Source organism: Aurantimonas litoralis, from assembly GCF_026153195.1.
In the GTDB taxonomy this organism is placed as follows: Bacteria; Pseudomonadota; Alphaproteobacteria; order Rhizobiales; family Rhizobiaceae; genus Aurantimonas; species Aurantimonas coralicida.
The window spans coordinates 1-11,408 of sequence record NZ_JAPFBM010000023.1 but is presented as its reverse complement, the minus strand read 5'-3'; the positions used below and the strand labels follow the sequence as shown (position 1 = coordinate 11,408).

Annotated in this window: 16 protein-coding genes; 8 read left to right on the top strand and 8 right to left on the bottom strand. The window is 61.8% G+C overall.

Going from position 1 to position 11,408, the window contains the following annotated elements; all coding sequences use genetic code 11:
• The first annotated feature begins 246 nt into the window (after window positions 1-246).
• Window positions 247-618 carry a plasmid mobilization protein gene (locus N7I30_RS21460; RefSeq protein WP_024352411.1) on the top strand — a complete coding sequence of 124 codons (372 nt, stop codon included), beginning with the start codon at window positions 247-249 and terminating at the stop codon, window positions 616-618.
• Between the two features lie 284 nt (window positions 619-902).
• On the opposite strand, the gene N7I30_RS21455 is transcribed toward N7I30_RS21460, so the two are convergent.
• On the bottom strand, window positions 903-1,163 hold the full coding sequence (locus N7I30_RS21455) for a hypothetical protein (protein WP_024352410.1): 261 nt from the start codon (window positions 1,161-1,163) through the stop codon (window positions 903-905).
• A 118-nt stretch (window positions 1,164-1,281) separates the two neighbouring features.
• Here N7I30_RS21455 and N7I30_RS21450 point away from each other — a divergent pair, with 118 nt between their 5' ends.
• Window positions 1,282-1,743, top strand: a complete 462-nt coding sequence (locus tag N7I30_RS21450; RefSeq protein WP_155898591.1) for a hypothetical protein — start codon at window positions 1,282-1,284, stop codon at window positions 1,741-1,743.
• Window positions 1,744-2,053: 310 nt separating this feature from the next.
• On the opposite strand, the gene N7I30_RS21445 is transcribed toward N7I30_RS21450, so the two are convergent.
• Complete coding sequence (locus N7I30_RS21445; protein WP_024352408.1) at window positions 2,054-2,626, bottom strand: tyrosine-type recombinase/integrase; 573 nt, start codon at window positions 2,624-2,626, stop codon at window positions 2,054-2,056.
• A gap of 134 nt (window positions 2,627-2,760) precedes the next feature.
• Between N7I30_RS21445 and N7I30_RS21440 the strand changes: the two genes are divergently transcribed.
• The gene (locus tag N7I30_RS21440) at window positions 2,761-3,252 is read left to right on the top strand and encodes a ribbon-helix-helix domain-containing protein (protein ID WP_498641033.1); all 492 of its coding nucleotides are present in this window, start codon (window positions 2,761-2,763) and stop codon (window positions 3,250-3,252) included.
• Window positions 3,253-3,368: 116 nt separating this feature from the next.
• Here N7I30_RS21440 and N7I30_RS21435 read toward each other — a convergent pair whose 3' ends face one another.
• The 4 genes from N7I30_RS21435 to N7I30_RS21420 all read right to left on the bottom strand — a co-directional run bounded on the left by N7I30_RS21435 (window position 3,369) and on the right by N7I30_RS21420 (window position 5,842).
• Complete coding sequence (locus tag N7I30_RS21435) at window positions 3,369-3,662, bottom strand: type II toxin-antitoxin system RelE/ParE family toxin (RefSeq protein ID WP_024352407.1); 294 nt, start codon at window positions 3,660-3,662, stop codon at window positions 3,369-3,371.
• The gene (locus N7I30_RS21430; protein ID WP_024352406.1) at window positions 3,659-3,886 is read right to left on the bottom strand and encodes a hypothetical protein; all 228 of its coding nucleotides are present in this window, start codon (window positions 3,884-3,886) and stop codon (window positions 3,659-3,661) included. The genes N7I30_RS21435 and N7I30_RS21430 overlap by 4 nt, the downstream gene beginning before the upstream one ends.
• 160 nt (window positions 3,887-4,046) lie before the next feature.
• Window positions 4,047-4,859 (bottom strand): SDR family NAD(P)-dependent oxidoreductase, encoded by an 813-nt coding sequence (locus N7I30_RS21425; RefSeq protein WP_024352405.1) that lies wholly within the window; start codon window positions 4,857-4,859, stop codon window positions 4,047-4,049.
• Window positions 4,856-5,842: an aldo/keto reductase gene (locus tag N7I30_RS21420; protein ID WP_024352404.1), complete on the bottom strand. Its 987-nt coding sequence runs from the start codon at window positions 5,840-5,842 to the stop codon at window positions 4,856-4,858. Before N7I30_RS21420 ends, N7I30_RS21425 begins: the two co-directional genes overlap by 4 nt.
• Window positions 5,843-6,018: 176 nt before the next feature.
• On the opposite strand from N7I30_RS21420, the gene N7I30_RS21415 reads away from it, so the two are divergent.
• Both N7I30_RS21415 and N7I30_RS21410 read left to right on the top strand, forming a co-directional pair.
• Window positions 6,019-6,324 carry a hypothetical protein gene (locus tag N7I30_RS21415; RefSeq protein WP_498641032.1) on the top strand — a complete coding sequence of 102 codons (306 nt, stop codon included), beginning with the start codon at window positions 6,019-6,021 and terminating at the stop codon, window positions 6,322-6,324.
• 111 nt (window positions 6,325-6,435) lie between these two features.
• On the top strand, window positions 6,436-8,049 hold the full coding sequence (locus N7I30_RS21410) for an ABC1 kinase family protein (protein ID WP_228241964.1): 1,614 nt from the start codon (window positions 6,436-6,438) through the stop codon (window positions 8,047-8,049).
• On the opposite strand, the gene N7I30_RS21405 is transcribed toward N7I30_RS21410, so the two are convergent.
• Both N7I30_RS21405 and N7I30_RS21400 read right to left on the bottom strand, forming a co-directional pair.
• The gene (locus N7I30_RS21405; protein ID WP_024352415.1) at window positions 8,002-8,484 is read right to left on the bottom strand and encodes an Hsp20/alpha crystallin family protein; all 483 of its coding nucleotides are present in this window, start codon (window positions 8,482-8,484) and stop codon (window positions 8,002-8,004) included. The genes N7I30_RS21410 and N7I30_RS21405 overlap by 48 nt on opposite strands.
• A gap of 170 nt (window positions 8,485-8,654) precedes the next feature.
• Window positions 8,655-9,269, bottom strand: a complete 615-nt coding sequence (locus N7I30_RS21400; protein ID WP_024352414.1) for a hypothetical protein — start codon at window positions 9,267-9,269, stop codon at window positions 8,655-8,657.
• A 687-nt stretch (window positions 9,270-9,956) separates the two neighbouring features.
• Between N7I30_RS21400 and N7I30_RS21395 the strand changes: the two genes are divergently transcribed.
• The 3 genes from N7I30_RS21395 to N7I30_RS21385 are packed head-to-tail and all read left to right on the top strand — an operon-like array spanning window position 9,957 to window position 11,332.
• Entirely contained in the window at window positions 9,957-10,370 is a 414-nt protein-coding gene (locus tag N7I30_RS21395) for a hypothetical protein (protein ID WP_155898593.1), read from the top strand.
• Between the two features lie 11 nt (window positions 10,371-10,381).
• On the top strand, window positions 10,382-10,828 hold the full coding sequence (locus tag N7I30_RS21390) for a type II toxin-antitoxin system PrlF family antitoxin (RefSeq protein WP_244495493.1): 447 nt from the start codon (window positions 10,382-10,384) through the stop codon (window positions 10,826-10,828).
• A gap of 3 nt (window positions 10,829-10,831) precedes the next feature.
• Window positions 10,832-11,332, top strand: a complete 501-nt coding sequence (locus N7I30_RS21385; protein ID WP_024352412.1) for a type II toxin-antitoxin system YhaV family toxin — start codon at window positions 10,832-10,834, stop codon at window positions 11,330-11,332.
• Window positions 11,333-11,408: the final 76 nt, after the last annotated feature.

The window sequence follows — 11,408 nt, the reverse complement described above, 5'->3', positions numbered from 1 at the left end:
ACCCCTTCATTGTCGACTCGACCTGCCCGGCCGTCCGCTCGCTACAGCGCTGCCTGAGGGCGCGCTCGCGAACGGCCTCCGTAGGTGCTCGGCATCAGACGCCGCCTCCACAAAGGACTCGCTTTTTTCGTCTTGGCTGGCACACTGGCGGTCAGTAGACGCAGTAGCCAGCAGCGCGCGGTTTCACCGCGCTATCTGGCCAAGGGGGTTGGCACCCCCTGTGGAACCCCGCCGGAGGCCGCATCAATGAGTGAGAGATCCGGCACGGAAACACGGCGGACGACTGCCGTCGTCGGCGTCAGGATGACGCCTGACGAGCGTGCCGTCGTGGTGGCAGCCGCCGAGGCTCGGGGTATTGGCGTCAGCAGCTTTGCCCGCCAGGCCGTGCTGCGTGCCGCGCGCCTGCCGGCGCCGAAGGCGGCCCGGCGGCGGGATATCCAAGCGCAGGCGCTCGCCCCGCTTTTGACCGCGCTGGCCCGGATCGGCAACAACGTCAATCAAGTGGCGGCCGTTGCCAATTCCGGGGGTGGCATCGATCGACGCGCCGTTGACCAGGCTTCGCATCATCTCGCAGCGGTCCATGCCGCGATCCTGAAGCTGGGGGCCTCCGACCGATGATCGGCGGGGTCACCAAGTTTGGCGGCCGCGCCCGCGACGCCGAGGCTCTCGTCGCGCATCTCGGTAAGGAACAACCGGGTGGCGCCGTCTATGTCGCTGGACCGACCACCGCCGCGGCCGACATGGCCGGCTTGGTTGCAGAGGCGCGTCTTCTCGCAGCCGCGCGAGGAGTGCAGGCGCGCCCGTTCCTGCACCTCCATCTGTCGCCGAGTTCTTCCCTCGATCGAGCCGCGTTGATGCGTGCCGCCGAGATCGTGTTGCGGGAACTCGGGGTGACCGATCAGTCATGGGCTGTCGAAATTCATGGGAAAGACCGCCGAACCGGCACGGGCGAGCTCCATGCACATATCGTCGTCGGTCGTGCCGGGGCGTCCGGCTCGCTGTTGCGGTCCGGTTTCGAGAAGATCCGCGTCGAAACAGCGGTTCGGATCGCCGAATTCGAGGTCGGCGACAGGCATGTCCTCGGCCGTCACCACTCCGCGAGCGTGCGGCACCTGGAGAAAACCGGGCGCCACGATGTCGTCGCCAGCCTGCGTGCCGCGCACGGGGAGACGCCGCCAAGGCCGCAAGGACTTTCAGCCGAGAAGCGGATGAAGGCGGACCGTCGGGGCGTCGATATAGTGGCTCAGCGAGAAATGGTCCGAGCCGCATGGAGCAGATCAGATGACGGAAGAAGTTTTGCGGCCGTCCTCGCTGAGGACGGCCTTGAACTCAGACAAGGTGAGAAGCGTGGAGTCTGGATCGTCGCCATCGGCGACGTCGAGATCGGCAGTGTCGACCGGCTCGTCGGCGAAAGACGCCGAGCCGTCTCGGCCAGGCTTCGAGGCATCATCCCAAGCGCAGTCAAAGTCCGCGACGACCTCGTCCAGGGCCGAGACGATCCTTCGCCAGACGAGTCAGATCGGCCACCTATCAATCGAGGCGCGACAGCGCCTGATCGGGATCGAGGGCTCTCTGAAAGCGCTTGCCGGCGAGGACGGCGAGATCGAGGAGAATCCCGTCATCGAGGCATTGGACCTGATCGTTCAGATGCTCGCCGCACAGAGCCAGAGGCTGGACCGGATGGAGGACACGCTGGAGCATCTGGTGCAGGTCGTCAGCGCCGACGGGTCATCGCGGCGCTGACTGTCTCACGAGCAATCTACGTCGGCCGTGAGCGCCTGACGGCGCTCAGGCAGAGAGCCTTGGCCATTCTGGGGCGTGATCTTTCGCCACGACCGACACGGCTACCCGAACCACTGATTCCCGCGATGGATCCTGTGCCTGCATCGTCATCGGAGACAAAGACCCAGGAGCACAGGAAGAAACAGCAGCCAGCATCTGCCAACCAGCGGTACGAACGAAGTTCATCCGCCGATGGGCCAGCACCCTGGCGGCCACCCCGACCCTTTTAGGGTGTCAGGCAAGGAGATGATGCGGGGCCTTGTAGGGGGAGTTATTTCCACATCCTCTCGGCGATGGATCTTTGCTCTTCGCCCAAGGCGTTTGCGTAGATCGCTGTCGTCTCAATGGCGGCATGCCCCATCCATTTCGATAGCATATTGAGCGGCACCGTCGCGCCGATCGCGGCAACCCCATAGCCGTGCCGCAGGCCCTTGGGTGTCGCCTGCGGTCCCTCGAGGCTGGCGGCCGCCATGACAGTCCTCACTTTGCGCCAGGCCGTCGTCCGGCTCCAAGACCAGAGCGAACAGTTCCTCTGGCGCCCCCGGGCTTCCCTGACGCCGTGGACAAGCACCAACGTGTCGATGAGGCGTAGCGGTACGGGAACGGCCCTGTACATGCCCGTGCGGCGCTTCTTGAGCGTCTCGAAGACCAGGGCCTGGCCGTCGATGTCGACGCGGCCGATTGTCAGTGCCAGCGCCTCGGATATCCGGCAGCCGGTGAAATGCAGCACCTCACAGAACGAGCGCACCTCACGCGGAGCCTTGGCGGCGGCTGTGAGGAAAGCCGCGCGTTCGGCGGCGGTCAGATACAGGCGGTTGCCAGCAGGGTCGATCAGGTCGGTCATTGAAACAGAATACAAGGATTCTGTTTCAGAACCGCGTCCCAATTAATTTCACAGGTGTCCGCGCATGGTGTTGACATTATCCATTGTGTTCTCCATTATCACACCTGTCCGCACATCGTGAAAGGGAGGCCGTCTTGGTCGCAGAAACCACCACCCGCGTGTCATTCCGCCTACAGACGGAAATCTACGAGGTGATCCAAAGCCTCGCAAAGGAGGCGGGGGTCGATGTGTCCGCCTTCATGCAGGATGCTCTTAGACAAGCTGTTTATGATCATCTGCCTGCAGACTTGCAGCGCGAACTCGACAACACCAAAGCCTTGTATGCGGCCGCCCAAGCCAAAGCTCGCCAGGTTTTCGATGCCGGGCACTTCGATGAGCATTTCACGCTCAGAGTGTTCCGCGAGCTGATGAGTGATCCTGAGACCAGGCAGCTATATGAGGCGATTATAGGGGTACATGCCTATACAGATGGGGCACCTAAAAAGATGCCTCTCAACATGTACCTCGGCTGGTTCATCAAAAATGCGGTGAACGCCAAGCCTATGGTCGATGCGGGTGGCAAGCCTCAGCGAGCCTTCATCAAGGGCGAGCCCATTAAGAGCTATACCCTCCTCACCACCGAGTAACGCCAAGCCTCTTGAAACAGAATTACTAATTCTGTTTCAAACCGTACGAATACAGTGAGAGGCTGTGATCGGAATTCTGGGAAGGGGTACGGTTACCCGGGCATAGCCGTAGACCGTCATGACCGGCGCGCGTCGGAGAGGGGCCTACGGGCTGCGTGACGAAGCCGGGTAATCACCACCTCGTCGGCCGCGATGCGGTAGAATAGGACGTAAGGATAGGGCGTCAGGGCAACGCGCCGTGTGTTGGGGCGGCTGGTGGCCTGCGCGGCGCGTGGGTGATCCTGCACCAAGGCGGCGGCGGCAAGAATGCGCTCGCGCATTCCGGCCGCTCCCTGCGGCGAACGCACAGCGGTGTAGGAAAGCGCGTCCTCGATCTGGCGAAGCGCAGTTCTCGTGTAGCGCAGCCTCAAAGGCGATATTTCGAGAAGACGGCTTCGACCTCGGCAGCGGTAGCGAACTCGCCGCGCTCGATCTCGGCTTCGGCCTCGATCAAGTCGGCTTCTTCCTCGGGGCTTAGTTGATAGACGGCCTCGTCGTCCCCGGTGAGGCGCAGAAGGACGCGCGCGAACTCGTCCTGTTGATCGGGGGGCAGCGCACGTACGCGCTCAACGGCCTGTTCTAGTAGCTCTGTCATGCCCTATTATGCACGTCATTTTCGCACAAAAAAGCACGGATTATTCAGCTACTTGGCTCCCGTGCAAAACTGTTATTTTATGCACAAACACTAAAGGAACGCAGGATTTCATGATGAAACCCGTGCGCCGCGATCTATCGCGCCCATGGCGGCCTCCGGATCAGGCGACGGCCCAGCCGGCATTATCCATTGCTGCCTTGGCGGCTTCAGCTTCCGGTAGCTCTCTCCTCCAGCGGGAGGCGTCGATCCGGCACCCTGTCACCCCCTCTGATGCCTCCGAGGCAAGCCAGAGAAGTGGCGGGATGACGATTGCAGGATCGAGCAGTTCGGTGCGCACCTCCTGAGGGAGGCCGTCCGGAATCATGCCTGTCGCCGTCGCGCCGCCGGGGAGAAGGCCGTTCACCGTGATACCTGTGCCCTGGAGATCCTGCGCCCAGATGATCGTCTCAGATTCAAGTGCCGCTTTGGATGGGCCGTAGGGTGAGAAGCCGCGCCGTCGCATGGTGGCGTGATTCATCGTGACATTGACGATGCGGCCGCGATCTGCCGCAATCATTACCGGGGCTGCAGCTCGCGCCATCAGAAAGGGACCGTTGACGTTGGTGTCGATCACCATGCGCCAGACATCAGGATCGGTTTCCCAAAACCGGGTCGGGTCAGTCAGGAAGCGCTCGCTGACATACTTCATTCCCCGACCGGCGTTGTTGACGAGCATGTCGAGCCTGCCGAAGCGATCAAGCGCCATTGCGACGACGCGGGCGCAGTCTTCCTCGCGTGAGACATCGGCGAGCATCGGAGCAACCCGGTCGTCGCCGGCTTCGCGGGCCACGGCCTCGACTTCGGTCGCCTCGCGCGATGCGGTGGTGACAACCCGCGCGCCCGCCGCCGCGAGGCCCAGAACCATCGCCCGGCCGAGCCCGCGCCCGCCGCCCGTAACGATCGCGACCTTGCCTTCGAGTCGCTCGCCGCTCACCGGTTCAGTGCCTGCATCTGAGGTGCGGCATAGCGCGTCCCTGCGGCAGCGCCGGGCGGCAGGATGCGGTCGATCCGGGCGCGATCCTCAGCGGTGATCCGCACCTCGATCGCCTCCACGTTTTCCTCAAGCCGCGCGCGCTTCTTGGTTCCCGGGATCGGAACGATGTCCTCGCCCTGGGCGAGGAGCCATGCGAGGGCGAGCTGGGAGGGCGTGCAGCCCTTCTCGCGGGCCATCGTCTCGATCTCGGCCACCAGATCGAGGTTCTTCTGGAAGTTCTTGCCCTGGAAGCGCGGAGCGTCGCGGCGGTAATCATCCTCGGCGAGATCCTCGATGCGGCGGATCTGTCCGGTGAGAAAGCCCCGTCCGAGCGGGCTGTAGGCCACATAGCCGATGCCGAGTTCGCGCACGGTCGGCAGGATCTCCTCCTCCGGCTCGCGGCTCCACAGCGAATACTCGGTCTGGAGAGCCGAGATCGGATGCACGGCATGCGCACGGCGGATCGTCTCCGGCGCCGCCTCAGAAAGCCCGAGGTAGCGGACCTTGCCAGCCTTCACCAGCTCGGCCATGGCGCCCACCGTTTCCTCGATCGGTGTTTCGGGGTCGACCCGGTGCTGGTAATAGAGATCGATATGATCGACCCCGAGGCGCTTGAGCGACGCGTCGCAGGCCTGGCGCACGTATTCTGCATCGCCTCGAATGCCGAGATATTCACCGTTCTCGCCGCGCACGTTCGCGAACTTGGTCGCCAATACGACCTTGTCGCGGCGATCTGCGATGGCCTTGCCGACCAAGACCTCATTGGTGAAGGGGCCGTACATGTCGGCGGTGTCGAGGAATGTGACGCCAAGGTCGAGTGCCCGGTGAATCGTCGCGACTGCCTCGGCCTCGTCGCGACTGCCGTAAAATTCAGACATCCCCATGCACCCGAGGCCGAGTGCTGAAACCTCAAGTCCTTCCGAGCCGAGCTTGCGAATATGCATTTCTTGTTCCCAACGCTTTGCGCCCTGACACGATGCAATGCACCCTGGCCATCGCGGTTCCCGCTGCAAAGGAGTTAAAACGAGCGGACACTCTGCAAACTTGAAGATCCCTCGGCAACCGGTATCCTATCCCGCAGGGATCGGCTCGGCCGGTCAGCAGGATATGGGAGTTTCGAGTGTCAAGACTGAAGATAAGCATTGTTGCCTTTGCAATCCTGACCCTTTCAGGCACCGTGGCAGCCTCTCAGGAGTCGCCTGAACTCCCGGCCGACCTTCCGCCCAAAGGCAGCGTCAAGCTTTCACAACTGATCTCGGAAACCGAAGGGCGTGCAGGATTTCACGCCATCAAGAGTATTTCTTACTCACGCGGGGAATACGAAGTCGTATACTATATGATGGATGGAGCCGAAGTACGGCTGAATTTTGATGTGAAGACGGGCGCGGTTAAACCTCCCAAGAGCGGAGGACTGTTTGGGGGGTAAAAAATACAGGCAGATAGATGACCAATTCCGATGCAACTTCACTTATCAGCAGGCGGAAATTGAGCGGGGTGACTCCATGGTTGCTTTGGGTCCACGGAGAGTGCAACCCCGATGATGGTTGGACGTCTCTCAACGGCCGATTACCGACGGCTTGCGACCGTGCTGCGGGTCCTCGGAGAGGCCGGCCTTAAGCCTACTTTGGCTCGCCTCGGGCTGATTCGAACCCAAAATGTACAGTCATTTGACGATGCGGAAGCGGAGGCTTTCGTCCGCGCACTGGAGCGTCTCGGCCCCACCTTCGTCAAGCTGGGGCAGATCATGGCAACGCGCGCGGATCTGCTTCCGCCCGAGCTGACGGAGCGTCTGAGCCGGTTGCACGACGCCGTCGCGCCCGTGCCGTTTGAGGAAGTACGTTCCCAACTCGTGGATGACCTGGGCGCTGATCCGGCAGAGGTGTTCGCCGAGTTTTCGGCCACGCCCATCGCTGCCGCGTCCATTGGTCAGGTCTACGAAGCCCGGCTGCGCACGGGCGAGACTGTCGTCGTGAAGGTACGGCGGCCGGGCATAGAGGAGGTGATGCGCGCCGACCTGCGGCTGCTCATGGCCGCCGCACGGGTGATCGAACGGCGGGCTCCCGGACTTAGGCGACATCAACCTGTCCGCGTGGTCGGGCAGCTCGCGCAAGCGCTTCTCGAGGAGATCGACTTCAGGATCGAGGCACGCAACCAGGAGGATGTCCGTTGTCGGACCAGCGTCTTTGTCGTGCCGCGTGTCCATCCGCAGTTCAGCACGAGCAGGACTCTGGTCAGTGATCGCATCGTTGGCAGGAGCCCCAATCAGGCATTCAGGCTTTCGGAGCCGGCGCTCGCCCGCGCACTTGCCCCGGAAGCAGCCCAAGGACTGTTGGCCTTGATGCTTCAAGAGAGCGTGTTCCATGCCGATCCTCACCCCGGAAATGTGCTGGTCACGTCGGAAGGCCAGCTCGCCTTGCTCGACTTTGGCTCGGTCGGGCGGCTTTCAGCGAAGCGTCGCGAACAGGTGCTCGTCGTTCTCGGGTCCCTGGTCGATGCCGACGTCGGGGCGGTCACGGACGTCCTGATGGACTGGGCTCGCCGATCCGGCCCGCCGCCGCCAGGTCTTGAACCGGCCGTCGATCAGTTCTTTTCGCGCTACGGTGCTCAATCGGGTCGCGATATCCGTCTCGCCGAGGCGATCACGGAATTCATCTCGATTGCCCGGGAAAACGAACTTGCGCTCCCGCCCGATCTCCTCCTCTTGATGCGAGCGCTTGGTATTTCTGAAGGCTTGGCCAGAACACTGGACCCTGACCTGGACGTGGTTGAGGCCATCACGCCAGTCATGCTGAAAGTCTTCGCGCAACGCTTCAGCTTTAAGGCGTTGGCGGCGCGGGGGTTTCGGGCATTCAAGGAGCTCGATCAGCTCGCCAACATAGCGCCCGAGGCTCTGCGGAAGGTCGTGGCTCGACTGAAGCGCGAAGGAATCGCCGTCCAGGTTTCAGTTGCGAATCTAAATGATCTCAGCGACGCCCTGCGCCGTGCCGGCGACACCTTGGCTAATGCCGTGGTGGCGGCGGCACTGATTCTCTCGGGCGCTCTCTTCTCGCTGTCGTCGGGTGAAGACCCGACGCGATCCGTTATTTCCCTGATTGCGTTCGGGCTAGGCGTGATTATCTGGCTGCTCTTTGTGCTGCGCCGTCGCAACTGAAGGATCAGCATTGATGGGGACGCGGCGGGCCTTTCCCTGGACCCACGCAGCTTTCGGAAGATCCACCGTCAGTAGACCATCCTGAAGGGTCGCTGTGATGCGCTCCGGCTCTACGGCTTCGACCAAGGGCACGAGCCGGTCAAGCGCACCTCCGTTCCGGCCTTCCGTCGAAAGCTTGGGGCCGCTCAGTCGAACCGAATGGGGGGTGGCCTCCAGTAACAGCTCGTCGCGGCTGTAGCCGGGGACTTGGAATACGACGGTCACCTTCTCCAAGGTTTCCAAAACAGAGAAGTTTGCGTCGGCCTGGCCCCTGAACTCGGTGCTGCGGACGGACCCTCGCCAAAGCCTGCCGAGTCCGCGAGCCAGAACGCCGTCATATCCGACACGCGCCGTCAGCGCCGTACCGCCAAGCTTGATCTGAATGTCGCCGATCATTGGAATACCTCCGCTTCCGCCATAAAATGACGTCGCTGCGCGGCTAAATCAAGGCAACCGCAGACGCCACCACAGCAGAATCGGCGCGCCGCCGACCATGGAAAACCTCACAGATTTTTATATTTTCGGGACACTTGGCTAATACTTAAGATTTGGTTCCATATTGGCTCTTATCCGGCCAAGCGATGCCACCACCGCCGAGCTCGAAGCTCTGCAGCAGTAAGCTTTTCGGCGAGGTTGTCGCGATCGCCCACGAGTTCCGCAAGTTCGCGCCGAACCCGTTCTGCTTCGCCAGTAGCCAGGGATTGAAGACGCTGAACCTCGGATTGATGGGCTTTCTCCTGGTATGACATCCTCTCGCGAAGATGTTCCAGCTCGGCTTTAGCAAGAGCCGCGTCTTTCTCGGCTTCTCCCTGTGCCTTCGCACTCTCCATCGCGTTGTCAGTCAACTCGGCGACGCGATCCGTCAGCGACTCCAACATTTTCACCATCATTTCGATGGTGACGGGGGACCCATATTGGAGAGTGTTGGAGGAGGTTTGAGAGGGGTTATCCGTTATCTCCAATGAAAGGGGGCCGTTGTTGGGGGTGACGGAGCGTCCTTGTAGGTCCTCTGTTGGCATCGAAACCCGGATCGGGTCGCTGGGATGATTGCCCTCGATGATCTGCCAGCGACCTTTGTTGGCACGTCGCTTCGCCTTGGTTCGAGCGGCTTCGACGCCGATCCCATGCGCTTCAGCGATTTCTCGCAAAGTGACGACGACGTGCGTTTCGCTATTGGACATGATGGAGGACCCCCATTGGATCGTGATGGGCCCAGCATAGGAGTGATTCGTTAACCAATGCTCCCCACTTGGGGGAGGCCTTATTGGCAGCGGACCCCTCTCACCTTCCAATAACGGATCCCCCTCAGTTGCCTGTAGCGGAGAGCCTTCGTTCTTGCGTCATACAGTCTTGGCGGGCATCATTGCCGGCAATGCGTGATTCATGGCGCAGAAATGCAAAAGCCCGGTCGAGAGGACCGGGCCGCATCTGGCACGAGGCCAAGAAAAGTCGTTCGTGGTTGCTCGACTTTCCCAAAACCTCCAGGCCGAGTCAACGCAAAAACGTGTGTTTTTGTGCATGGCGCAGCTTTGCCGGTACGTGGCCGCTTTTCGTCCGGTTTCACCGGAGGACGCATGTTCGCAAGTTACCTTGCGAGTGCGATTGATGCGGCACATCCATCGCAACTCGACCCTATTTCCCGCGATCTCTGGCGTGCGCACGGGGCTGGCTCATTAAGTGATACCGAGGCGCAGTCTCTCGCGGAAGCGCTTGAGGCCCGGCGTCCGTTGTATCGAGATCGGCATCCTGTGACCTGGGGCACTCCTCCTCAGAGGCGCTTGTCAATTTTTCCACAGCGCCGCCCGCAGCACGCCCGCAAGCATCCGAAGCGGATCGACCGCCGCCGACGGTTGGCGTCATCTGGCCCCATGCCGCCGCAGCTCGCGGCGGCATGGACGACCGGGGAACTGGCTGTCCTGCGGATCGTGGCCGACGAGACAAGTCATGGAACGAGCGTTTGTGACCGCTCGCTCGGTGAAATCGCGGCGCGGGCCGGAGTCTGCCGCTCGCTCGCCCAGGCGACGCTGAGGCGGGCGCAGGCAGCCGGACTGGTGATGATCGAGGAGCGCCGCCGGCGCGGTCAGAAGAATCTACCAAACGCCGTGCGGATCGTTTCCCCCGAATGGCGGATGTGGCTGCAGCGTGGTCCGAGGACTGGGTCCAGAAATCCCGACCCCACGGATACAGATTCATATCTTAAGGGCAAAAGCCGCATCCAGAAGACCCGCCGCAAGGGCTCTGAAGAGAAGGAATGGGCAGTCCGACCAGTTCCGCCCGACTGAAATCCCGCCCCATGAAGCTGAACCGACCGCCCATAGATATTCCTGCCCCTCAACGCGAAGGGGCGGGCTTTCCTGCACGCCTTGATATTGGTAAGGATAAATCCTTACATTGCAGCGAGATGGAGTTCGCTATGACCGCTCTTGTCGAAGAACGCAGCAAGATTACCGCCAAAGGCCAGACAACGGTTCCCAAGGCCGTCCGCCAGGCGCTCGGTGTCGGCTATGGCGACGAAATCGCTTTCGTAGTGGATGAGAGGGGTGTTTCTGTGCGCCGTGCCGAGGGAGAGGATACCGATCCCGTCATCGGTAGATTCCTCGATTTCCTGGCTCGGGACATGGCGGAGCACCCCGAGAACATCCGAGCTTTTCCGCTACCATTGGTGGAGCGTATGGCTAGCCTGACTGAGGGCATGATGGTCGACCCCGAGGACGAGATCGAAGGCCAGGTCTCGCTCTGACCAATGACGATCATCAATAGCTGGACTATTCTCGCCCATCCCTTGCTGCTTGATCAGCTAGAAAAGTTGGCGAGGGCCGTTGAGACAGCACGGGCCAAGGACCCCCAAGGCTACAAGGGCGCCGCCAATACCAAACTGCTTGCGGCTCTACGCACGCTGATGTTCGAGACGATCCCGGACGATCCGACCCGCAAGGACTATCGCCAGGGCAACACGCTCGGCCCCGATCGCAAGCACTGGTTCAGGGCGAAATTCGGCGGCGGCCGGTTCCGGCTATTCTTTCGCTATGACAGCCGGGCAAAAATCATCGTGTTCGCCTGGGTCAACGATCAGACGACGCTGCGGACATACGGCGCGAAGACGGACGCCTATGCGGTGTTCAAGGGGATGCTCGACAAGGGCAATCCTCCGGACGATTGGGCCTCGCTCGAAAAGGCTTCCTCACAGAAGGCCCCCCGAAGACGGCTGGCGGCAGCGAAGCCGGACGATCCCTCGTCACCGTAACCCCTTCATTGTCGACTCGACCTGCCCGGCCGTCCGCTCGCTACAGCGCTGCCTGAGGGCGCGCTCGCGAACGGCC

Coding starts and splice junctions, on each gene's coding strand:
- N7I30_RS21460 (WP_024352411.1), top strand. CDS start 247: ATGAGTGAGAGATCCGGCACGGAAACACGGCGGACGACTGCCGTCGTC.
- N7I30_RS21450 (WP_155898591.1), top strand. CDS start 1,282: ATGACGGAAGAAGTTTTGCGGCCGTCCTCGCTGAGGACGGCCTTGAAC.
- N7I30_RS21445 (WP_024352408.1), bottom strand. CDS start 2,626: ATGACCGACCTGATCGACCCTGCTGGCAACCGCCTGTATCTGACCGCC.
- N7I30_RS21430 (WP_024352406.1), bottom strand. CDS start 3,886: ATGACAGAGCTACTAGAACAGGCCGTTGAGCGCGTACGTGCGCTGCCC.
- N7I30_RS21420 (WP_024352404.1), bottom strand. CDS start 5,842: ATGCATATTCGCAAGCTCGGCTCGGAAGGACTTGAGGTTTCAGCACTC.
- N7I30_RS21410 (WP_228241964.1), top strand. CDS start 6,436: ATGATGGTTGGACGTCTCTCAACGGCCGATTACCGACGGCTTGCGACC.
- N7I30_RS21405 (WP_024352415.1), bottom strand. CDS start 8,484: ATGATCGGCGACATTCAGATCAAGCTTGGCGGTACGGCGCTGACGGCG.
- N7I30_RS21400 (WP_024352414.1), bottom strand. CDS start 9,269: ATGTCCAATAGCGAAACGCACGTCGTCGTCACTTTGCGAGAAATCGCT.
- N7I30_RS21395 (WP_155898593.1), top strand. CDS start 9,957: ATGCCGCCGCAGCTCGCGGCGGCATGGACGACCGGGGAACTGGCTGTC.
- N7I30_RS21390 (WP_244495493.1), top strand. CDS start 10,382: ATGAAGCTGAACCGACCGCCCATAGATATTCCTGCCCCTCAACGCGAA.
- N7I30_RS21385 (WP_024352412.1), top strand. CDS start 10,832: ATGACGATCATCAATAGCTGGACTATTCTCGCCCATCCCTTGCTGCTT.